19 protein-coding genes are annotated in these 22,272 nt (G+C 44.4%); 12 read left to right on the forward strand and 7 right to left on the reverse strand.

Annotation, left to right across the window (positions count from 1 at the left end):
• Positions 1-365: 365 nt before the first annotated feature.
• The 6 genes from MWG72_RS08515 (at position 366) to MWG72_RS08540 (ending at position 4,920) form a co-directional block, all read left to right on the forward strand.
• Complete coding sequence (locus MWG72_RS08515; RefSeq protein WP_247143768.1) at positions 366-1,265, forward strand: MlaA family lipoprotein; 900 nt, start codon at positions 366-368, stop codon at positions 1,263-1,265.
• Between the two features lie 103 nt (positions 1,266-1,368).
• The gene (gene gigA / locus MWG72_RS08520; RefSeq protein ID WP_005107789.1) at positions 1,369-2,337 is read left to right on the forward strand and encodes an RsbU family protein phosphatase GigA; all 969 of its coding nucleotides are present in this window, start codon (positions 1,369-1,371) and stop codon (positions 2,335-2,337) included.
• A 112-nt stretch (positions 2,338-2,449) separates the two neighbouring features.
• Positions 2,450-2,968: an STAS domain-containing protein gene (gene gigB, locus MWG72_RS08525; RefSeq protein WP_247143769.1), complete on the forward strand. Its 519-nt coding sequence runs from the start codon at positions 2,450-2,452 to the stop codon at positions 2,966-2,968.
• A gap of 20 nt (positions 2,969-2,988) precedes the next feature.
• Complete coding sequence (locus tag MWG72_RS08530; RefSeq protein WP_005107790.1) at positions 2,989-3,816, forward strand: carbon-nitrogen hydrolase family protein; 828 nt, start codon at positions 2,989-2,991, stop codon at positions 3,814-3,816.
• Between the two features lie 102 nt (positions 3,817-3,918).
• On the forward strand, positions 3,919-4,344 hold the full coding sequence (locus tag MWG72_RS08535; protein WP_004732917.1) for an organic hydroperoxide resistance protein: 426 nt from the start codon (positions 3,919-3,921) through the stop codon (positions 4,342-4,344).
• 183 nt (positions 4,345-4,527) lie between these two features.
• Complete coding sequence (locus MWG72_RS08540; protein ID WP_247143771.1) at positions 4,528-4,920, forward strand: DUF4951 domain-containing protein; 393 nt, start codon at positions 4,528-4,530, stop codon at positions 4,918-4,920.
• A 50-nt stretch (positions 4,921-4,970) separates the two neighbouring features.
• On the opposite strand, the gene gspE is transcribed toward MWG72_RS08540, so the two are convergent.
• A complete protein-coding gene (gene gspE, locus MWG72_RS08545; protein ID WP_180039067.1) occupies positions 4,971-6,458 on the reverse strand; it encodes a type II secretion system ATPase GspE in 1,488 nt (495 codons plus the stop codon).
• A 144-nt stretch (positions 6,459-6,602) separates the two neighbouring features.
• On the opposite strand from gspE, the gene MWG72_RS08550 reads away from it, so the two are divergent.
• Together MWG72_RS08550 and MWG72_RS08555 are read left to right on the forward strand one after the other, a co-directional pair.
• On the forward strand, positions 6,603-7,382 hold the full coding sequence (locus MWG72_RS08550) for a hypothetical protein (RefSeq protein ID WP_086044916.1): 780 nt from the start codon (positions 6,603-6,605) through the stop codon (positions 7,380-7,382).
• Between the two features lie 9 nt (positions 7,383-7,391).
• Complete coding sequence (locus MWG72_RS08555) at positions 7,392-8,315, forward strand: mechanosensitive ion channel family protein (protein ID WP_005261908.1); 924 nt, start codon at positions 7,392-7,394, stop codon at positions 8,313-8,315.
• Between the two features lie 47 nt (positions 8,316-8,362).
• On the opposite strand, the gene MWG72_RS08560 is transcribed toward MWG72_RS08555, so the two are convergent.
• The gene (locus MWG72_RS08560) at positions 8,363-11,065 is read right to left on the reverse strand and encodes a DUF2339 domain-containing protein (protein ID WP_247143773.1); all 2,703 of its coding nucleotides are present in this window, start codon (positions 11,063-11,065) and stop codon (positions 8,363-8,365) included.
• 161 nt (positions 11,066-11,226) lie between these two features.
• Here MWG72_RS08560 and polA point away from each other — a divergent pair, with 161 nt between their 5' ends.
• Positions 11,227-13,989: a DNA polymerase I gene (gene polA, locus MWG72_RS08565; protein WP_247143775.1), complete on the forward strand. Its 2,763-nt coding sequence runs from the start codon at positions 11,227-11,229 to the stop codon at positions 13,987-13,989.
• 246 nt (positions 13,990-14,235) lie between these two features.
• On the opposite strand, the gene MWG72_RS08570 is transcribed toward polA, so the two are convergent.
• The 5 genes from MWG72_RS08570 to ppx are packed head-to-tail and all read right to left on the reverse strand — an operon-like array spanning position 14,236 to position 19,355.
• A complete protein-coding gene (locus MWG72_RS08570; protein ID WP_004278259.1) occupies positions 14,236-14,805 on the reverse strand; it encodes a YggT family protein in 570 nt (189 codons plus the stop codon).
• Positions 14,806-14,824: 19 nt separating this feature from the next.
• Complete coding sequence (gene proC, locus MWG72_RS08575; RefSeq protein ID WP_420908505.1) at positions 14,825-15,664, reverse strand: pyrroline-5-carboxylate reductase; 840 nt, start codon at positions 15,662-15,664, stop codon at positions 14,825-14,827.
• Positions 15,665-15,666: 2 nt separating this feature from the next.
• Entirely contained in the window at positions 15,667-17,043 is a 1,377-nt protein-coding gene (gene tilS / locus MWG72_RS08580) for a tRNA lysidine(34) synthetase TilS (protein WP_247143777.1), read from the reverse strand.
• Positions 16,980-17,804 (reverse strand): acetyl-CoA carboxylase carboxyltransferase subunit alpha, encoded by an 825-nt coding sequence (locus MWG72_RS08585; RefSeq protein ID WP_219308510.1) that lies wholly within the window; start codon positions 17,802-17,804, stop codon positions 16,980-16,982. Before MWG72_RS08585 ends, tilS begins: the two co-directional genes overlap by 64 nt.
• A 30-nt stretch (positions 17,805-17,834) precedes the next feature.
• Entirely contained in the window at positions 17,835-19,355 is a 1,521-nt protein-coding gene (gene ppx, locus MWG72_RS08590; protein WP_004278264.1) for an exopolyphosphatase, read from the reverse strand.
• Between the two features lie 259 nt (positions 19,356-19,614).
• Between ppx and trxA the strand changes: the two genes are divergently transcribed.
• The 3 genes from trxA (at position 19,615) to MWG72_RS08605 (ending at position 22,221) form a co-directional block, all read left to right on the forward strand.
• Positions 19,615-19,941, forward strand: coding sequence for a thioredoxin (gene trxA, locus MWG72_RS08595; RefSeq protein WP_004278266.1), 327 nt, complete (start codon positions 19,615-19,617; stop codon positions 19,939-19,941).
• Between the two features lie 322 nt (positions 19,942-20,263).
• On the forward strand, positions 20,264-21,532 hold the full coding sequence (gene rho, locus MWG72_RS08600) for a transcription termination factor Rho (protein ID WP_004278267.1): 1,269 nt from the start codon (positions 20,264-20,266) through the stop codon (positions 21,530-21,532).
• 401 nt (positions 21,533-21,933) lie between these two features.
• The gene (locus tag MWG72_RS08605; protein WP_004647530.1) at positions 21,934-22,221 is read left to right on the forward strand and encodes a hypothetical protein; all 288 of its coding nucleotides are present in this window, start codon (positions 21,934-21,936) and stop codon (positions 22,219-22,221) included.
• Positions 22,222-22,272 lie beyond the last annotated feature (51 nt).

The raw sequence follows: 22,272 nt of genomic DNA on the forward strand, positions 1-22,272 counted from the left end.
ATTCGTCACCAGCAAGCTAGGTCGGCTATATTACTCTCTATCTCTAGAAAGTCAACCAGTAATTTAGATTATTTCTAAACTTTCTTTCTAAAACCCAACTCAATCAAATTCAACTAAGTTACTGTTTTATCAGAAGTTTTAATCTTCATCACCGCCGATGGATGTGCATTCTACAGCATTTCAGAGCCCGTGCAACACCTTTTTCAAGAAAATCATTTTGTATGTATATTTTTTAAGCTTTTCGTGTGTTTTCATTCATTTTTTATACAAATTTGCTTAAATGATGTCTATTCGTGAATATAACGTTTATTATTTTTATACTAATAAGTAGTGCTACTTACACAGAAAAGGCCTCAGGTTACCTTATGCATCGTTCTATTTACTTATCTATATGCTTATTTTCTTTAGCTTCAAGCGCACATGTTTTCGCCGAGGCGGCCATCAGTGTGGAAAATCTGGAAAAAGAGCCTGCAAAAACGCCGCTTAGAACAAAAATCTCGACCAAAGCACAACAATTACAAACGCAACTGAAAGTTGATGCCAGTGCAGCACAGGCTGAAGAAGTTAAAGATCCTTTTCAACCGTTAAATAGAAAGATCTATCAGTTTAATGATGCGATTGACCGCACCGTGGTACGTCCCATAGCCGTACAATATGTGGAAAAAGTTCCTCAAGATGTTCGTGGCAGCTATACCCAGTTCCGCAGTAACCTAGGTGAACCTTGGAATGTGGTGAATCAGCTGATTCAAGGTCGTCCTGCCCGCGCTGCTAAATCCCTAGGTCGTTTTACCATTAACACCTTAACAACTTTAGGACTGGCTGATCCAGCGCGTCGCCTGGGCTTGAGTCATGAAGAGGAAAAATTTGGAATTACCTTAGGTTATTATGGCGTGCCTTCTGGCCCTTATATCATGTTGCCATTTTTAGGTCCAAGTTCTGTCCGTGGCGTAATCGGTACTGCTGTAGATAGTCAAGCTCGTCCACAAAAATACATTCTCGAAGATGAAGATGGACTTTACTGGACTGATCAGTTTTGGCGTGCCATCGATACCCGTTCAGAAATACTGGACGTTGAAGGAGTGCTGACTGGCGATCGCTATGCGCAGATTCGCGATATTTATTTACAACGTACCAATTATGCAATTGCAGAAAAGAAAGGTACAGAACAAGATACGCTTTTCCTAGAAGATGATTTTGAAGATGACAATTCTGATGATGCACCTTCTAGTGATAGCAACATTGAATCTTCAAACGAAGATCTTTAAGTTTAAGCTTCATGTATGATTGCTAGTGAAAATCTGTTCGCTAGCAATACTTTGCTTGTTATAGTACATCTTATAGCCAATCCTGGGATTGAATCACTTTTTTATGTATTTCATTCAACCGACTCGTGATATTCCTTACTTAGATCAAGTACTTGATACGCTTCCTCATGTTCAGATGATCTATCTGGATGATCATGAACTGTATGACTCTACGATTATTGCGATTGCAGATGTACATGATTATCTGAAATATAAGTGGAATCTGCCTACGATTGTACTGGCCTTAGAAAATGAAGGTACTGCTTTGGCTCAGGCCTGGGAACAAGGGGCTTTAGCCGGCTGGATCTGGAACAAGCTTCCCGAGAATCCAGATCTGGCATTACAAAAAATTGATGCACAATATAAGCGTAACCAGGATAGCCGTGACCTGCCTTCTGCTGCAGAACTACAAAAAAAATTGTTACCGAATCCGATTGAACTGACCAATTACGAGGTCGAAACCTATTTTCAGCCTTCAGCCTATCTTTCAGGGGATTGGTATGATTATTGGAAAATCAGCGACAAAGAAGTGATTTTCTATTTGGCCGATGTATCCGGACATGGCGTCACCAGTAGTTTGCTCACGTCCTGGATGGCAGCTTTCCATGGTCGCTCCAAGACGCCGCGCGAGCTGATCAAGAAGCTGAACGGTATGCTGATGCAGGAAAATATTGAAAAGCACATCACCATGATTGCCGGGATTCTTAATCTGGAAACCCATGTATTAAAATGGTCCAGCGCTGGACATTATCCTCCACCGATTATATTTGAACCCAATCAAGAACCTAAAATCCTCTCTTCCAGCAGTTTCCCTTTGGGCTTAACCGAAGATCTTGAAGTTGAGGAAAATGAATGGATATTAAGTCGCAATGCGCGCTTTATTATCTGTTCGGATGGCGCACTGGAACCTTTTGATGGTGGTTTAAATGAACAATTCTCGCAATTATTACACCATTTGCAGAATCAATCTTTTCAGGCTCCGGAACATGTGGCTGACGATATCGCCTTTTTAAGCTTTATCCGCGTAAATTAGCAGTATATTTACAGGCTTTATAAGCACTTAATTTGATTACTACTTTCAGCCACTTGAGTATCAATACACCCTATGGGATAATTTAATATCCTTCTCTGCAAATGGCATTTATATGTCAACAGGTCATGTTGAATATGCAAGTCTGAACGGAACGCATATTTTTAAGCTTATCGGCGAAGTGCGTGCCCAATCTTGTATTAGTCTAGACAAATTACTGAACAAAATTGAACAGCAAGACAACGTAGTTGGCGCTATCGTTGATCTCACCGAAACCAGTTTCATTGACAGTACCGTACTGGGTGTTTTAGCGAAACTAGGACTCAAACTCAAGCAAGTACACAATATTCAGGCTGTCATGCTTTCTACCAATTCTGACATTACCACTTTGGCCAACAGTATGGGATTGAGCCAGGTGTTTGTGATTCTGAATTATTGTGGTGATCCAAATATCTGCACACGTGCGCTGATGGAAGAACATGTCACGCATCAAAATATGCTGAATACGGTTCTGGATGCGCATAAAACCTTGATGAAACTGAATCAAAGCAATCAGAACATGTTTGAACCTTTAGTCAAACAGCTACAGAAAGAGCAAGACAATTTAGATAAAATTTCCGAGCAAAAGGTATAACCATCTTATAAGAGGACCCTATGACTTTACTTTCTGTTGTACAAATGAATTCTCAAAATGAAATTGATGTCAATTTCGTGGAGATTGAATCTTTAATTCAACAAAGTAAGGCCAATGGTGCTGAACTGATTGTTTTCCCGGAAAACTTTGTCTGTTTTGCAGCAGGTAAACAGCGTGAAACTGCTGCACAATTTGAAGTGATTCAGCAGCGTCTGGAACAACTTGCCCATGAATATGACACCTGGATCGTTGCCGGTACATTACCCTGCCCTTATCGTCCAGATGGTTCAATCATTGAGGATGGCCGGGTGCGTACCGTTAGCCTGTGTATCAGTCCGGAACGGACCGAAGCACGTTATGACAAAATTCACCTGTTTGATGTGCAAGTCGGCGATGCTGTCGGTGGTTATCAGGAATCCAAGTTCTTTGAACCCGGCACAGATGTTGTCGTAGCCAAAACACCTTTTGGCAATATTGGGTTAATGGTCTGTTATGACCTGCGCTTTCCGGAACTGGCGTTAAATTTACGAGCCAAAGGTGCAAACCTCTTGACCGCTCCTTCTGCCTTTACCTATACCACAGGTGAAATGCACTGGCAGCTTCTTCTGCAAACACGTGCTCTAGATAGCCAATGCTCGGTGCTTGGTGCAGCTCAACAAGGCTGGCATGGAGAAAAACGCCAGACTTGGGGACATGCAGCCGCCACCAATAGTCGTGGACAACTTCTTAATATGATCCATGCAGAAGGTGCTCAACTCATCACCGTCGACTTTGATTTAAATGAACAGCAAAAAGTGCGTGAATCCATGCCTTTAATGCAACACCGTAGACTTCTTCAACTTTCCTGAATCGTTTCATTTGCTTGCATAAAATAACAAAATCCCTGCTTATTCTTCAGGTGAAATCACCGAGCATAGAAGCTCTACGAAAAATAAACAGGGATTTAACTCATGTCATTAGAAAAAGCCGTCTATACCGCACATGCCAAAGCCACAGGGGGCCGTGATGGCCGCGCCATTTCTGACGATCAGATTCTGGACGTCCAATTGGCCGTACCTAAAGAAATGGGGGGACCAGGCGGTGGAACCAATCCTGAACAGCTCTTTGCCGCAGGTTATTCCGCCTGTTTCTTGGGTGCAATGAAATTTGTTGCCAATCGTGACAAGCTCAATATCAGTAAAGATGCCTATATTGAAGGTGATGTTGGGATTGGTCCGATTCCTACCGGGTTCGGGATCGAAGTGACATTAAACATCCATCTTGAAGGCATGGATCAGGAAGAAGCAAAAAAACTGGTGGATGCTGCGCATATTGTCTGTCCATACTCAAATGCGACCCGTAATAATATTGATGTGAACTTAAACGTAATTACTTAATTTTTTTATTTAACAGCTATCCTGAAAAAAGTTTCAGGATAGCTAGACTTCAATTATAAATTTCAAAATTTACCCGCTTCATCTTTTGTCAAAAGCTACTTCTCTTCCCCACTTGAAAACTGCAGCAAAAACCTAATAACCTATATATAATGATTCTTATTTACATTTATTCGATTTATATTGATGTTAAAACTAGTTCTTCTGAATTCTCTCCTGTTCCTCACTGCTACAACCTCTTTTGCAGATCTTTATCTCTCAGAAAAAATCCGTCCGAAAATAAAATCTCTGCTCAATACTGAAATTGAACGCCTACCCATTCCTGCAACACCCAACAATATGATTCTGCCTGAATTTGGTAAAGGGATTATTGGCTGGGGCGCTGGCCCCAAAGATGCTGAAGCCCGTTTTCTCAATATTACTCAGGCAGATGTTGAAACAATGAAACAGGAAGGACTGAGTTTAGCAATGGCACAAGCCTGGCAGAACTTTTATGAAAATGAAACTCTGCGTAATCCGGGAAATCCGACTGCACCTTTTCGTGCACAACTCATGAAAAAAATCGTCAGTCTCTGGTAAATATCCAAAAGTCCTGACGACCATTATGATAAAGCGAGCAGATTAAAAAATTATTCTACTGCTTCGTTGGTTACTCGCAATACTTCTTCAATCGTGGTTTTTCCGGCCAGTACTTTACGCAGACCATCATCGCGAATAGAACCTGACTGCTGACGTGCATAACTTTCGATTTCATATTCAGCCGCATTACCATGAATCAAACGGCGCATATGATCATCGACTGGCACAATTTCATAAATCGCGGTACGACCACTAAAGCCAGTATTGCCACAACGTTCACAGCCTTGAGGTTGCGGTAATCTTAAATCTTGGGGATGCTCAATATTACCAAATAGATTCTTTTCGAAAGCATCTGCTTCATGCCAGGTCGCGCAATGTGGACACAAGGTACGCACCAGACGTTGGGCTATTACCCCGATTAAAGAACTGGAAAGCAAAAATGGCTCAATCCCCATATCTTTCAGGCGCGTAACCGCACCAATGGCAGTATTGGTATGCAAGGTGGATAACACCAGATGTCCTGTCAGGGATGCCTGTACTGCAATTTCTGCGGTTTCCAGATCACGAATCTCACCAACCATGACCACATCCGGGTCCTGACGCAACATGGCTTTTAACGCACGGGCAAAAGTCATATCGACTTTGGTATTGACCTGCGTTTGTCCAATGCCTTCCAGTTGATATTCAATCGGATCTTCAGCCGTGAGGATGTTTTTAGAACCGTCATTCAGGTCAGAAAGTGCCGCATATAAGGTGGTGGTTTTACCCGAACCGGTCGGGCCGGTTACCAAAATAATTCCATGTGGGCGATGCACTAGAGTCTTGAGTCGATCATAGTCATTATTCATCAGGCCCAAATGGGTCATGTTCAAACGGCCTGCCTGCTTGTCCAGAAGACGCATCACCACACGTTCACCATAAGAAGATGGCAAGGTTGATACACGCACATCGACTTCACGCCCTGCCAGACGCAAGGAAATACGGCCATCTTGCGGAATACGTTTTTCGGCAATATCCAGTTTGGCCATGACTTTAATCCGTGAAACCAGAAGCGGGGCCAGTTCACGGCGTGGCTGGACAATTTCGCGTAACTGGCCATCGACCCGTAAACGCACCGACAGTTTTTTCTCAAAAGATTCAATATGAATATCGGAAGCCCCAACACGAATTGCTTCGGATAATAGCGCATTGATCAGACGTACAATTGGCGCATCATCTTCCTGATCCATCAGGTCTTCAGCTTCCGGTACCGAATCAGCCAGACTGAGTAAATCCGGATGATCTTCCAGACCGGCAGCCACCTGCTGTGATTCGCCGCTATCTCCGGCAAAACTGGAACTGAGTAACTGGTTAAATTCCTGTTCGCTACAGAGTTGAAAATGAGCCGGATAACCGAGCAGACGGCGGGCTTCCTGCAATGCAAGCATCGAGGTATTGTCACGGCGCAGAATAAAGGCCTGATCTCCCTCATAACGCAACAGCACACCATGGCGCTTGGCGAAGCTATATGGGATTTGTAATTGTTTAAGTACTTGCATCGCGGATTATAATAATGATGAAAAAATTTAAATTGAGTGTACTCTAAGCATATGACAGCGTGAAGTATGTTTTCAAAGATTTAGCAAGAAAGGATGCCAAGATTGCCGCGAGATAAAGATGAATTAATCCCGAATACAGCGAAAATGCGCTGGTGGGGAGAACAGAATTTTGAAATAAATCAGTCTAAAGCCTGGCAGTTTGGCTCCTTGCTGTTTCGGCTGACCCGAGGGATTCAGGAATGGCGACTGGAATATTTCCGCCCTTCTGTGCAATACGATTATGAACAGCAATGGCATCAGATTGATGATCCGAATTTTGCCTTTCCCCCACCTGTGAAAATTGAACGCTATATGTTCAAATCCACGCAAAACAAATTGCAACTGATGCCACGCCTTGCAGACCGTTCTGTGGTGATTAAACCAGTCGATCCGATTTATATTCCTGCCGGACAGCGCGGTACGCTTTATATCAGCACGCCCTTATGGATTGCCGGTTTTGTCGAGGGGCAGCGCGAACCGATTTTCGATTTGCCGGTAATCTTGCCAAAAGACACCTGGTTTGGACCCAATCACCGTTCGGGGGAAATCTGTTATGCCACCGCAGTCGATGGCAGAACCGAACTGAAACAGTTACATCCGCGAGCCTTTCGTGCAGTCACGCCGATTGAGTTTCACAATACCAGTAACCAGCAATTGCGCTTTGACCGAATGAATGTGCCAGTGCCTGCCCTGCCGCTTTTTTACAGTGAAAGTACCGGCCGCTTATGGACCTCACAAATCCGCGTTTTGCATGAAAGTTCGGATCGTCCACCACGGATTCGGGTCGAAAACCGCACACCACCAAATGCTGGTGAAGTGGCCTATCTGCATCCACCGCGCGATCCGGCAGGTGCGTTATTTAATATGTTTGATTCATTTTTCTAAGGGCGTCTGATGCCAAGTTCAAATATTCCGACCGAAGTCACCAACAGCCTGAAGGGAGTATTTACCAATATCAATACCGACCGTTTGACCGAAGTTCTGGTGGCGGTGGTGTTGTGCTTTATTGGTTTCCTGATCGCACGCTTTATTTCCAATACCTTTATTCGCACCATTGGTGTCCGTTTTAATGCCCATCAGAAACTGGTCTGGCGCCGCGGAATTTTCTATTTTATCTTCCTGCTGTTTGTGATGGCTAGTCTGAAAGAAGCCGGTTTTAAACTCAGTGTCTTCCTTGGCGCTGCAGGGATTTTAACGGTCGCACTGGGTTTTGCTTCGCAAACCTCAGCATCCAACCTGATCAGTGGTCTGTTCCTGATTGGTGAAGGTTCTTTTGAAGTCGGTGATACCATCCAGATTACCTTGATTCGTGGGCATACCATTGAAGGCGAAGTGATTTCGATTGATCTGCTCTCGGTTAAACTTTTGACCCAAGATAATATCTATGTGCGTTTACCGAATGAACAGCTAATTCGGGCACCGGTGCAAAACCTGTCAAAATTTCCGATACGGCGGATTCCGATTACCTTGGCAATCAATTTCCATGAAGATATTATCAAGGTGCGCGAAGTTCTGCTGGATGTTGCCAACAAGTATCCACTGGTTCTGGCCGACCCGAAACCTGCAGTCACCGTTACCGCTTTCCGTGAATCTTCGATTGAACTGCTGTTTGCAGTGTGGTGCCAACAGGAAAACTACCTGAAAGTTCGTGATGAAATGCAGGAACGGATTCGCAACGGCTTTGTCGATAACCAGATTGAAATTCCGGTGCCGAAAATGGGCTTTGTCGATCACCCACTTTCCCGCCCTTTGGAAAATGAAGAAATCGATCAATATGCCAATGAAAAGACCCTCAAAAGAGAGCCTGATCTGAAATAACCCTTAGATTCCCTCTCCTTTTTAAAGGAGAGGGTTAGCGAGAGGATTCAAAGCTCCTTCTCCGGCATCGGCGCAATATAAGCAATCAGCAGCATCACCCCACCCGCCAGCAGGAATGAAATCACCCGGGTCAGGGTGCCAATATGTGACAGGTCAAATAGTACGAGCTTCAAGGTCACAATCACCAGAATACTGCCGCCTAAAATCCACATCGGTTTCAGTTTTTTGAGTGTTGCTGTCCACATGGTAATCCAGGCCAGCAATACCCAGAGTATGGTCAGACTAAGCTGAACCGTCGCATTGCTCCATAATGCCAGCTCATTAAACGGTGTCTGGAGGTACACATGTAAAGCTCTTAAAACAATATAACTGGAAAGCCATAACAGGCTTAGTACCATTAAAACCGCAATCATGCCTTTATCACGTCCCACCTTGATTTGCTGTAACAGCATCCAGATAAAACTGGCAAACATAGCAATACTGATCAGGTCAAAAGGATTCAGGATCGGCAGCCAGTAATATTGAAAGGCTTGCTGGCTAAACAGCTGTGAACATACCAGCCAGCTTCCCATCAGCAATAAACAGCTCTTGGTTTGCCAAAGCTGCTGCCAGCCTGACTGCGCATCCTGCCGATAGCACCACAGGCAGAAGAATAAAGGTAAAATCACCATGCTCAGATAAGGCATGTTCGGGATCAGGCATACACTTGCCAGAGCCAGACTACTAAAAACACCAAAGCTCATCCACTCCTTGGAGAGCTGCAAGCCAGCCAACGGTCTAAGCCACAGAATGGCCAACAATATCGCTGAAAGGGCAAAAACTCCCCTTTCCAGAGCACTATTCCAGACAATCACCGCATTTTGACTGCGATCCAGAGTCAGAATCACCGCAATGACCAGCAAGGGCGAGATGCCACTCCACTTCGGCAGTAACCAGGACCATTCCTGGGTTTTGCGCAGGATCATTTCATTGAACAGTACATAACCCAGTGTGATGATAAATAAACTCAGCACATAGGCATGCTGACTCGGAAATTCATCTTCTAGCAAGGCAAATAACATCAGACTGGCCGCGACACTCACGCTGCTTAAAAAGCTGACACTCAGACTATCCATCTGCTGCTGGTACTGTTTTTTAAGCTGACTGATGACCACGACTGCCACATAGCACAGACTCAAAATCCAGAAAATGATTCGCGGTGTTGGATTAATCTCGACCAGATAATACAGGCTGCTGAATCCGGCCATCAGCAATAAGCCCATGCTCAGATAGTGTGCTACCCGGATATTTTTTTCCAAGGCCCATAAATAAATCAGCACACCTTCAACTGCCCAGCCAATCACACTCCATTGTTCTGTCAATAAGATCGGTGGCACTAAAGCGAGAAAAATCAGCATCAGGCTCAGATAGCTCTGCGAAATGAGCTGGATAGTTTGTTTACGGCGCAACAGTGTCCAGCAAGCGGCAAAGACCAGTGCAAAGAACAGGCTTAATCCAGCTTGCCAGAGTTTTTGATTAGGCTGATTAAAATGAATCAGATACAAAAAAATATAAGCGGTAATAGGAGCAGCAAAAATCAGCGCTAAGTCCAATACCGGTTTTAACTGAAAACGTGAGAGATCCTGTCGTGCCAGCAACTGGCTAAAGCGGAAACCTAGCCAGATAAACAGCGCACTATGTGCCAGAATCAACGCAGTCATGGCATAACGCTCATATGTATAACCATGAATCAGGCTATATATCCCGCCAACGACCGCAGTCACTAAAAAGGCAATTTGATTGAGAATCTTCCATGGCCGGAAACTGCTCAGCACTGCCACCCCGATATTGATCAGCAAATAATAACTAATCAGCTCAACGGCAGAAGCATCGCGGGTCGGTAAGGTAAACGGTGCCAGATAAGCAATCAGCAAAGCCATCAAAGCCAGTTCGATGCTTTCCTGTTTCAGGCTTAAATATAGAGTGATGGCCAGAATAATGAGAAATAGCAATGTTGCCAACGGTAACGTGGGAATCACCAGATTGTAATAGGCAAAAAATAAGGTCAGGAACAGACTCCCTAAACCCAGTCCTTCCAGTGCCAGAGCAAAACTCCGATTTTTCTGCACCAGGCGATAACCCAGACCTGCTATACACCCACTTGCCAGTGCAACCAGGCTCAATTTTGCAGCCAGACTGAGTTGCCAGTGCTCAGTGGCAAAACGCAGCAGTAAAATAATCCCAATCACCAAAATACTAATCGCGACTTTTAAGACTGGATTCCCCTGGAAAAGCCAGCGCTGCAGTTGATCTACCAGATGAGGAGAGTCGTTTACCTCTTGGGCAGATTCAGTTTTCACGAATGGAACAGAATCGGATCGATCCGGTGATCGCTGTAAGGGATTGGCAGAATGGGATTGCAGCTGTATCAAGCGCCCTTCCAGACGTTGCAGCCACCTGAGCAAAAAGAATACCCATGCCGTAATCCCGATGCCCATCAGCCAATCCAGTTCAGCCAGTCCACCAACAATGGCAGTAATTGAAGAAATATATAAAGGAACTTTAGAATTGCGTTCTAGGGACATTTGCTGCTGTGCGGCCAGTTGTTGTAGCGGTGTTTCTACCGCAGTGACATATTGCATCACGCTAAAGATAAAACCTAAACCACACAGATAAGTTACAATCTGATAACCCAGATACCAGGCGCTGATCCCGGCTATCAGCAGGGTAATCAGCCAGATCATGCGCAACTCATTCCGTCCTACAGCCATTCTTATATTTCTCTTTCCTGAATCCTTCCATCATACAACAGCTTGTGCTGCTTATTTCATCTTCAGCCGATATTCGCTAAGCTGTAAACTCAGACTCGCCTCAGCGAGCGCGGTAAAAATCACGTACAATAGCGCTGTATTTTGAATAAGGAATTGATTACATGCCACCATTTGTCTTGGTCGATGGCTCTTACTTTTTATTTCGTGCCTTTCACGCACTGCCACCATTAACCACGTCAACCGGTTTACATACCAATGCAATTCGTGGTGCGATTTCTGCTATTCAAAAACTGATGCGCCGGACCCAACCGACCCATATGGCGGTAATTTTTGATACCCCAGAACCGACCTTCCGGCATGAGCTGTCACCGATTTATAAAGGTGATCGTCCCAGCATGCCAACGGAATTATCCGAACAGATTCCTTATCTGCATGCCTTGATCCGCGCTTTGGGCATTCCCCTACATACCTTACCGGGTGCCGAAGCCGATGACATTATCGGAACACTGGCCAAACGTGCCGAGGCGATGGGACATCAGGTACTGATCTCTACGGGCGATAAAGATATGGCACAACTGGTGACCGAAAAAGTTACCCTGGAAGACAGCTTTAAAGAAAAACCGCTGGATGTCGACGGCGTGTTTGAAAAGTTTGGCGTCTGGCCGAATCAGATTATTGACTATCTGACCCTGATGGGCGATGCATCAGATGGCATCATGGGCGTGCCAGGTGTAGGTGCCAAAACTGCAGCAAAACTGCTCACTGAATATGGCTCGATTGGCGGCATTTTAGAAAATGTCGACAAGATCAAAGGCAAAGTCGGTCAAAATATTAAAGAACATGTCGATGGCATTGCACTGGACCATCAACTGGCCAGTATTGTCATCGATCTGGATCTTAACTTTGGTTATGACGATTTAAAACTGCGTGAGCCGAATGTCGAGACCTTGCGTCATTTGTACACCGAGCTGGAATTCCGTAACCAGCTGCAGTCCTTAGATCACCCGAACAACCCGAATAATTCAAACTACCAGCAGGCGGCAAAATCTATTAACGCCAAAGCGGTTACAGCACCAGAACCTCTGGAAGACCATGCGTCTGTGACCAGCAGTGATGACCAGTTAGGACAAGCCACCTATCACACGGTATTAAGCCAACAAGATTGGGACACACTGTTTGAGCGCTTAAGTACCGAAAAACGATTTGCCTTTGATACCGAAACCACCAGTCTGGATTATCGTATTGCACAGATTGTCGGTTTCTCGGTCGCCTTCGATGCGCAGAATGCTTATTATGTTCCCTTGGCACATGATTATGAAGGCGCACCGGAGCAGCTGAATCGTGAAGTAATTCTGGCGCAGATCAAACCAATTCTGGAAGATGAGTCTGTAAAGAAAATTGGGCATCATCTGAAATATGATGCACATGTCCTGGAAAATCATGGCATTCATCTGGCAGGCTGGTATTTCGACACCATGCTGGCTTCCTATGTCCTGAATTCTGTCGCAACCCGTCATGGCATGGATGATGTGGCTCGTCTGTATTTGAGTCATCTGACCACGACTTATGAACAGGTGGCCGGTAAAGGTGCTAAACAGAAGACCTTCAACCAGATTCAACTTGAAACTGCAGCGCATTATGCCGCAGAAGATGCTCATGTCACTTATCGTCTGTATGAAGTGCTGCATGAAAAACTCAAAGTCCATCCAGAACTGCTCAACATCCTGCTGAATATTGAAATGCCAGTCGCACGCATACTGACACAAATGGAAGAAAACGGCATCGAACTGGATCTGGCTTTTCTGGATCAGCTTGGGGGCGAATTTTCCAATACCATGCAAAATCTGGAAAACCAGATTATGGAAATCGCCGGTGAAAGCTTTAATGTCAGCTCACCTAAACAGGTCGGTGAAGTTCTGTTTGAAAAGCTGGGGCTAAAAGGCGGTAAAAAAACCACCACCGGACAATACAGTACCAGTGAAAGTGTACTGGAAAAAATTGAACATCCGATTGCCCAGCTGATTCTGGAATATCGTGGTTTGTCCAAGCTGAAAAGTACCTATACTGATGGCTTATGCAAACAGGCCAATCCTGATACCCACCGTGTGCATACCAGTTACCATCAGGCACTGACTGCAACTGGCCGTTTATCATCGACTGATCCAAACCTGCAGAACATTCCGATTCGTGCCGAAATTGGCCGTCAAATCCGCAAGGCATTTGTAGCACCGAAAGGTCGTGTCTTGCTGGCAGCCGATTACTCACAGATTGAACTGCGTCTCATGGCTCATCTATCTCAGGATGAAGCTCTGCTGGATGCATTTATTCATGGTCAGGATGTACACCGCCGTACTGCAGCGGAGGTTCTAGGCATTGCCTTGGAAGATGTCACCAATGACCAGCGCCGTCAGGCCAAGGCTGTTAACTTCGGCCTACTTTACGGCATGTCCGAGTTCGGTCTGATCCGTCAATTGGGCTTTACTCGTCAGGAATCACAGGATTATATCAAACAATATTTCCATCGTTATCCGGGCATTTATGACTATATGCAACGTACCCGTCAAGTGGCATTAGAGCAAGGTTTTGTTGAGACCTTACTCGGTCGTCGTTTATATACCCCAGATATTGATGCCCGTAATATGATGGTGCGTAAAGCGGCAGAACGTGCTGCGATTAATGCCCCGCTACAAGGTTCGGCTGCGGATATCATTAAAATGGCGATGATTGAAGTCGACAAGATGTTGCCAAAAGATCAGGCCAAAATGCTGCTACAAGTTCACGATGAACTGGTATTTGAAGTCGATGAAGATATTGCAGACGAACTGGCACCTAAACTGGCTGAAGTGATGCAATCGGTATTGCAGATTTCTGTACCATTGGTGGTAGAAGTGGGTAAAGGTAAAAACTGGGATGAGGCGCATTAAAGGACTTCTTCACCAGAGCCCTTCTCTCTCTGAGAGAGAGTGAAAACCAATCTTATTTTAAAGGTATTCCCTCTCCTCCTAAGAGAGGGCTAGGGAGAGGTTAAAATCCCCTCTTCTTCTTACACTTCGATTAAAACTTGTTCATAGTTTGGGAAGTTTAACAAATCCCTCCCCACCTCCCTTTTCTAAAGGGAGGAGCAAATAAAAAAAGGACGCCTCAGCGTCCTTTTCTTTTAGTAGATCCGATTAAAGACCGGTAAGCAATACAATCGCCACTTGGTTCATAATCATTTCGATAATAATCAAAGTCAAAATAGCGAAGATTGGAGAAAGGTCAATCATCCCCATATTTGGCATAATCCGGCGGAATGGTGCCAGTAAAGGCTCAGCCAGTTCCTGTACCACCTCAATATAAGGTGAACGAGACTGAGTAAACATCACCACCCAACTTAAGATAATCGTAGCGAAAATCAAATAACGACAGAAACGGATCAGATCCTGCATCATGGTAACAAAAGTCAGAATAATCAGATGGACAGGCCCATTCGGCATCCCACCTGATAGATACATCATGCCAAAAATTTTAAGCAGATAGAGCACGACCAATAATGCCAAAGCAGCAGTACTGACTCGGCCTTTGGCCAAGGTTGGGAAAATTCGACCAAATACATCTACAATTTTAGTGGCTTTCACGGTAGACAGAACGACGGGATTGTAAGGACTTACCGCAGCCAATTGCATTAAAAAGCGGAAGAATACGAGCAAAATCGCGACGTTAATGATAATGCCAAAAATTAGCGCAGAATTTGCACCCATACTTGAACTTTCCTAAAAATTAAACTGAAGATTTGCTGCTTTCACTGAGCTCTTGAGCTAGTTCCTGACTGCGTTTTTGCGCAGCAGCAAGTGCTGCCTGAATATTCTGAGAAATTTGCGCGCGGTCGAACACCTCTAGTGCTGCCTGAGTCGTTCCATTTGGAGAGGTAACGTTTTTACGTAGCTCAGCCGGTGTATTTGAACTGGTGATGGCCATTTGTGCCGCCCCCAAAGCCGTTTGCAAAGTGAGTGCTGTCGCTACTTTTTCATCCAGACCTAAATTTTTACCCGCACGAATCATACTTTCCATCATATAGAAAAAGTAAGCTGGACCCGAACCCGAGACGGCAGTGACTGCATCAATTTGTGCTTCTGAGTCGACCCAAATGGTCAGTCCGGTCGATGCCAGAACCTGACTGGATAGTTCACGATCACTCGTTTCCACAGATACATTGGCATATAAACCATGTGCCCCAGTCTGTACCAGTGCTGGCGTGTTCGGCATGACCCGTACAATACGCTCAGTCCCTAATAATGCTGACAATGTGGCAATTTCTGCACCAGCAACAATGGAAATAATCAGCTTATTATTAACCAGACCTTTTAAGGGTTGCAGCACTTGAGCCAAAACCTGAGGTTTTACCGCCAATACGACGATATCTGCATCCTGAATTGCAGCACTATTCTCCCCGGTCACATTAATTTCTTTTTCCGCCAATAAAGCACGGACTTTTTCGATCGGATCAGAAACTGTAATACGTGTTGCTGGCAAACCACGTGAAATCAGACCGCCAATTAAGGCTTGGGCCATATTACCGCCACCAATAAAACAGATATTACAATTTAAAGCTGCACTCATGTTCAATGCTCATCGTTGAGTTCTAAAGTTGAAAAAACCGAAATCGGCAGCCATCCGCCTGCTTCACAATATGCAGATTGGGCCAACCAAAATCCTTTAGGGGTAAACACGCCTAGCATAACATTATCTGTGCTTAATATTTGAATAGTATGCCGAGCCCAGGGAAATATTTGCGCTTCCTGAATGGCTTTTTTCAGCGGCCAGGTACCGACACGGCCATATAAATGAATTTTTTCGCCACCCTGCCGCTGCTGCAAATGCAAAGTTTGCTGCAACAATGCAGGAGATAAACCGAGCTGTGCAGGCGCGATGATAAATTTCCCTGACAAAACCTGTACGCTGTCTTTTAAAGCAAATTTTATAGTTTTCGGGCTAGTTTGAACTTGTTGCTGATCAGCTAAATAAGTCTCTGCGGTCAGACGATATAATTGCTGCTGATAGCGTACATAGTAAAAGCCTTGCCAATGCAATGCCGCCTGAGCATCTTGTTTGGCATAAATCACTTCGCGTTGCAAACGCTCCACCATATCTAAGGATGGACGATACTGTTCTTTACCTTTCATCCAGGCAGAGAGTAATTGACGTTGTCGTGATTTTGAAAGCTGTAGAAATTTACCAAGGTCGAGCTGCGTTTCAGTTCCACAAGATGCTAAATCCTGTTGCAGCACTTCTTGTAAAATGTCTTGAGCATCCTGCATTAACTCACTGGTTCGCACCAAGGCAGCTTGCATTTTAGGATAACGTTGGCTTAATAGCGGCCACAGGGTCTGGCGTGCCCAGGCCCGGTCATAATGGGTATCAGCATTGGTCGGATCTTCAATATTCTGAACATTCAGGTCTGATGCCCATTGGCAAATCTGCTCACGGGAAATATCCAGCAACGGCCGCCAAATCGTGAAATTTTCACGTATATCCAGCTGTTTCATTGCAGCCAAACCATCCACGCCTGTGCCAGACAATAAACGCAACATCAGGGTTTCCGCCTGATCCTGCTGATGATGCGCTAACACCAAAATTTCATCCGCTTGCAAATGTTGCAGATAGGCCTGATAACGTGAATTGCGCGCTTGCTGTTCCAGATTGCCACTGGCGACATTGACTGGCTGAATGATGCAGGGAATATTCAATTGCTGACATTGATGTGCAACGAACTTACCCCAATCTGCGCTGAGTGCTTGTAACTGATGATCGACATAAATCGCCCGAACTTTTTCCGGGCATAAAAAAAACATCAGATGCAGCAACAGCATAGAATCTACGCCGCCACTGCATCCGATGAGAAATTTTGTCTCTGCAGGAAAATCCTGCAGCTGTTTTAAGAAACCAGACCTAAATTGTCGCTGCCAAACTTCATCAAACGTTGGTAACGTGCTTCGCATCGTGCTTGCGCTTCCATTGGTTGCAGTTCATTCAAAGCTTCTTTCAGCACTGCTTTCAAGCTGTTCATGACCTGATCCGAGTTTAAATGAGCACCCTCACCTTCATCCACCACATATTCTACAATACCCATTTTCTGCAATTTTTCTGCAGTCAGAGCCAAGGCTTCACTGGCCTGTTCAGCTTTTTCAGCAGTTTTCCAAAGAATTGAGGCACAGCCTTCCGGTGAAATCACCGAATAAATACTGTGAGAGAGCATCACCACACGATCTGCTACCCCAATACCCAGCGCACCACCTGAACCGCCTTCACCCAGTACAGTTGCAATCACAGGTACTTTCAAATTAGAAAGCTGAGCCAGACTGGTGGCAATCGCTTCAGCCTGACCACGTTCTTCTGCACCGACACCCGGATAAGCGCCCATAGTGTCAATAAAAGTAAAGACTGGCAGGTTAAAACGCTCTGCCATGTCTAGCAGACGCTGTGCCTTACGATAACCTTCCGGGTTACTCATGCCAAAATTATGCTGTAATTTTTCACGGGTGCTACGACCACGATGCTGACCAACGATCATCACCGGTTGACCATCGAAACGAGCCAGACCACCGATCATCGCGCCATCATCACCATATAGGCGGTCACCATGTAAAGCATCAAATTCAGTGAATATTTCACCCACATAGTCCAGGAATTGTGGACGTTCTGGATGACGTGCAATCTGCACTGTCGCCCATGCTTTTGATGGAGTTGCTTTATTTTTCATAGGTTAACCGTTTTCATCCCTATAAAGGTATTAATTAACAAACTGTTCGGATTGAATCGAGAGTTCAATCTCCCAATTTTTAAATTGCTGCTGTTCATCGTGCAGTTCAGCGACCAGCAATGGCCATTGCTTGGCATCACCAGACACGCTAAGTTGCCATTGTTGCGCATTTTCAACCTTGAGTTCAATGGCAGGAAGCATCTCATCGCTACGACTGTGATTGACCAAAACCGACAGACGAAGCAGCAAACATAACCATAAAAGTTTAGATCCACCGACTTTCATCACATCAATCTTGGCATCAGCGCGCAATTTACGCCGATGGTGCGCGACCAAATGTGACAAATGATTTTGATCAACTTGCGAGAAACCGGCAATATCCGAATGTTGTAATAAATACGCGCCATGACGATGATAGCCACTGTGACTGATGGCCAAACCAATCTCATGCAGATAGGCGGCACGACGTAACAGGTCACTATCTTCAACACTCAACCCGAGTTCACTGGCCACGTCATTAAACAGTTTCTGTGCGGTCTGAACCACACGTTCAGCCTGCTTGGCATCGGCATTATATCGACCGATCAAGGCATGCACGGAACGATCACGGATATCTTCATGCTTGAAACGGCCAAGCAAGTCATACATCACGCCTTCACGTAGTGCACCATCGGAATAGACCAAATGATCAATTCCCAATACATCAAAGACAGCATAGAGAATAGCAATACCAGCAGGCAAGACGGCACGACGGTCATCTTTCAGACCTTCGAATTCCATGTCCGAGACATATTTATATTTAAGTAGTTTGTCTTTAAGCTTTTCCAAGCCTTCACGCGTCAACTGTTCGCGATCATTGCTCCAGCCCATATTGACGCAAATCTGGCGGCAGGCTTTAATGGTACCACTCGAGCCAACGACAGCATCCCAACCGGCTTCTTTATAAGTATTGGCAATTCCGGAAATTTCTTTACGCGCCGCAGTGACTGCTTTATCAAAAGCTTTGGCGCTGATTTCCCCATCCTGAAAATAGGCCTTGGTAAAGGCTACACAGCCCATTTGTACCGATTCGGTATGAATCGGCTCGAATTCTTCACCGATAATCAGCTCAGTTGAACCGCCACCGATGTCAACCACCAAACGACGACCGCTGTTGGCCATGGTATGCGATACACCCAGATAAATCAGACGGGCTTCTTCACGGCCGGCAATAATTTCGATCGGTTTCGGTAAAATTTCTGCGGCTTTCTGGATAAATTCATGGCCGTTTTTGGCTTGACGTAAGGCATTCGTCGCTACGATCCGCAAGCGGTTCGGCTGAACGGCACCTAAACGCCCTACAAAACGGGCCAGACAGGCCAAACCACGTTGCTGTGCAGCTTCAGTTAAATTTTTATTTTCGTCTAGTCCTGCGGCAAGCTGAACTTTTTCTGACATTGATGCCACTTTCTTCACTTCACCATGATCTACACGGGCGATGGCCAAATGAAAGCTGTTTGATCCCATATCGATGGCGGCAAGTAATTCTTCATCAATCAAAAAGTCAGACATTCCAGAAATAAACCTTTAACGAATTGTGCTTAGAGTAATTCACATGCATGCAATTTAAAAGCCATTTGTAGCGACAATTTAATGCCTTATTCTTTTTTTATCGGGAATAATAGTGAGACACGATCATCACTATCGTGATCATCCATTAGACAAAATAACATTAAGCATTGAAAATTTACAGATTCCCCTACATTGTTAAAGATGGCTATGTAATACTAATAATTAGTTATCTTTAAAATATTAATCTGGAGCACATTCCATGTCTGGCAACATCGTAAACACTACTGACGCAAACTTCGAAGCAGACGTTCTTCAATCAGACGTTCCTGTACTGGTGGACTTTTGGGCAGGCTGGTGTGCACCATGTAAAGCAATCGCACCTGTACTTGAAGTGCTTGCTGATGAATACCAAGGCAAAGTTAAAATCGTGAAAGTTGACGTAACTTCTTGCGAACAAACTGCTGTGAATTTCAACATCCGTAACATCCCGGCTTTGTTGATGTTCAAAAATGGTGAAGTTGTTGCGACTCAAGTCGGTGCTGCACCAAAATCTAAACTGACTGCATTTATTGATGACAATATCTAAGCACAGCATTTTTAGTAAAAAATACGCGACTCATGCTCGCGTATTTTTTTCGGCTATAAATTGACAAACCTGGCATTTTCTCTTATATTCGCTACTCAAGAGATAAAGGATCCTAAATCCTGTCAATTTCTTACAAGACACATTACATAAGATGCCGCTCGGCAATAGAAATTGTTTTCCACATTTTTCTTTGAAACACTCAAACAGATCTCTGAATTGTTCTTTTGCAAATTCAATTGCTTTCGTTTGAATGCTGGTATGCGGCCGAATGTTACTCCCTTTCTAACCTGTACCTCAGAACTTTGATTCTATCTGACCACCTATGAATTTAACCGAACTCAAGAAAAAACCGATTGGCGAACTCATCAAGATTGCCGAGTTTATGGGCCTCGAAGGTATGGCTCGTAACCGTAAGCAAGACATTATTTTTGCCATCTTAAAACGTCATGCAATGAATGGCGAAGAGATTTTTGGTGATGGCGTTCTAGAAATTTTGTCAGATGGTTTTGGCTTTTTACGCTCAGCCGCAGGTTCTTATTTAGCAGGTCCTGACGATATTTATGTCAGCCCTTCTCAAATTCGTCGTTTTAACCTCCGTACTGGCGACACCATTACTGGCACCATTCGCCCGCCGAAAGAAGGCGAACGTTATTTTGCTTTACTTAAAGTCAATCAAATTAACTACGACACACCTGAAAATTCACGTAACAAGATTCTGTTTGAAAACTTGACGCCATTATTCCCGACTGAACAGTTGGTGATGGAGTTGGGCAATGGCACCACTGAAGATTTAACCACCCGTGTGATCGACTTAGTTGCACCGATTGGTAAAGGCCAGCGTTCAATTATTGTGGCTCCGCCGAAAGCGGGTAAAACCATGCTGCTGCAAAGCATTGCACAGTCCATCGTTCGCAATAATCCTGAAGTTATTCTGATCGTTCTCCTAATTGATGAGCGTCCAGAAGAAGTGACTGAGATGGAGCGTACGGTTCGTGGTGAAGTCGTGGCTTCTACCTTTGATGAATCTCCTGCACGTCACGTTCAAGTCGCTGAAATGGTGATTGAAAAAGCAAAACGTCTGGTTGAACATAAGAAAGATGTGGTGATTTTGCTTGACTCGATTACCCGTCTGGCACGTGCTTATAACACTGTGATTCCTTCATCAGGCAAAGTACTGACTGGTGGTGTGGATGCACATGCCTTAGAACGCCCTAAACGTTTCTTCGGTGCTGCACGTAATATCGAAGAAGGCGGTTCACTGACCATCATTTCTACTGCCCTGATTGAAACCGGTAGTAAAATGGATGAAGTGATTTACGAAGAATTCAAAGGTACAGGTAACCAGGAAATTACCCTTGATCGTCGTATTGCTGAAAAACGCGTGTTCCCTGCAATGAACATCAAGAAATCTGGTACTCGTCGTGAAGAACGCCTGATGTCAGAAGACAATCTGCGTAAAGTCTGGATTCTGCGTAAGCTGCTGCATACTCAAGACGAATTGGCGGCAATGGAATTCTTACTGGATCGTATGAAAGAAACCAAGACCAATGATGATTTCTTTGATCAGATGAAACGCAAAGCTTCAAATTAAAATTTTAAATGAAAGGTCATCTAAACGGTGGCCTTTTTTAGGTTGACATAAATTACAGAATGAAACAATGAAGCCTGATTTATGTAAACTTATTTTTAAGTTTTTGATTAATAAAATATTCAGATTAAAAATTGTATAACTTTTAAGTATTTAATAAGCCTTTCTCCAATCTAAATCTTTCATTCCATTGTTATTTTCTGTTAAAAACTTCTTATTTTTTATCGTTTTTCCGTACTTTTTTGATCATTGCCAGTAGCAATTAAAAATGCGCAGTGATAGCATATTTGCAGACCAGTTAGACTGCTCCTGCGTTGTTAGTCCCTAACACAATTAGGAACAATAAAAGCACTTAACAGACTAACTTTGGTTTTTTTTAATCTCAATTTTTAGAGAGTGATGCCATGTTATTCAAAAAAATCGCTATTGCTGCTGCAGTTGCTACTACTCTAGCTTTCGTTGGTTGTGCTAAAAAAGCTGACGACGCTGCTGCTGACGCTAACCAAGCTGCATCTGAAGCTGTAGAAGCTGCATCTGAAGCTGAAGCTGCTGCTGATGCTGCTGCTGTAGAAGCTACTTCTGAAGTTGCTGCTTCTGAAACTGCTGCTGTTGCTGAAGCTGACGCTGCTGCTGCTGTTGCTGTTGACGCTGCTGCTGACGCTACTGCTGCTTCTGAAGCTGCTGCTCAATAATCTTTTAGATTATTCAGTACAAAAAAAGAGAGCCTTTGGCTCTCTTTTTTT

The sequence above is a fragment of the Acinetobacter lwoffii genome (assembly GCF_022967985.1).
GTDB lineage: Bacteria > Pseudomonadota > Gammaproteobacteria > Pseudomonadales > Moraxellaceae > Acinetobacter.

Coding starts and splice junctions, on each gene's coding strand:
- MWG72_RS08515 (WP_247143768.1), top strand. CDS start 366: ATGCATCGTTCTATTTACTTATCTATATGCTTATTTTCTTTAGCTTCA.
- gigA (WP_005107789.1), top strand. CDS start 1,369: ATGTATTTCATTCAACCGACTCGTGATATTCCTTACTTAGATCAAGTA.
- gigB (WP_247143769.1), top strand. CDS start 2,450: ATGTCAACAGGTCATGTTGAATATGCAAGTCTGAACGGAACGCATATT.
- MWG72_RS08530 (WP_005107790.1), top strand. CDS start 2,989: ATGACTTTACTTTCTGTTGTACAAATGAATTCTCAAAATGAAATTGAT.
- MWG72_RS08535 (WP_004732917.1), top strand. CDS start 3,919: ATGTCATTAGAAAAAGCCGTCTATACCGCACATGCCAAAGCCACAGGG.
- MWG72_RS08540 (WP_247143771.1), top strand. CDS start 4,528: ATGTTAAAACTAGTTCTTCTGAATTCTCTCCTGTTCCTCACTGCTACA.
- gspE (WP_180039067.1), bottom strand. CDS start 6,458: ATGCAAGTACTTAAACAATTACAAATCCCATATAGCTTCGCCAAGCGC.
- MWG72_RS08550 (WP_086044916.1), top strand. CDS start 6,603: ATGCGCTGGTGGGGAGAACAGAATTTTGAAATAAATCAGTCTAAAGCC.
- MWG72_RS08555 (WP_005261908.1), top strand. CDS start 7,392: ATGCCAAGTTCAAATATTCCGACCGAAGTCACCAACAGCCTGAAGGGA.
- MWG72_RS08560 (WP_247143773.1), bottom strand. CDS start 11,065: ATGGCTGTAGGACGGAATGAGTTGCGCATGATCTGGCTGATTACCCTG.
- polA (WP_247143775.1), top strand. CDS start 11,227: ATGCCACCATTTGTCTTGGTCGATGGCTCTTACTTTTTATTTCGTGCC.
- MWG72_RS08570 (WP_004278259.1), bottom strand. CDS start 14,805: ATGGGTGCAAATTCTGCGCTAATTTTTGGCATTATCATTAACGTCGCG.
- proC (WP_420908505.1), bottom strand. CDS start 15,664: ATGAGTGCAGCTTTAAATTGTAATATCTGTTTTATTGGTGGCGGTAAT.
- tilS (WP_247143777.1), bottom strand. CDS start 17,043: ATGCGAAGCACGTTACCAACGTTTGATGAAGTTTGGCAGCGACAATTT.
- MWG72_RS08585 (WP_219308510.1), bottom strand. CDS start 17,804: ATGAAAAATAAAGCAACTCCATCAAAAGCATGGGCGACAGTGCAGATT.
- ppx (WP_004278264.1), bottom strand. CDS start 19,355: ATGTCTGACTTTTTGATTGATGAAGAATTACTTGCCGCCATCGATATG.
- trxA (WP_004278266.1), top strand. CDS start 19,615: ATGTCTGGCAACATCGTAAACACTACTGACGCAAACTTCGAAGCAGAC.
- rho (WP_004278267.1), top strand. CDS start 20,264: ATGAATTTAACCGAACTCAAGAAAAAACCGATTGGCGAACTCATCAAG.
- MWG72_RS08605 (WP_004647530.1), top strand. CDS start 21,934: ATGTTATTCAAAAAAATCGCTATTGCTGCTGCAGTTGCTACTACTCTA.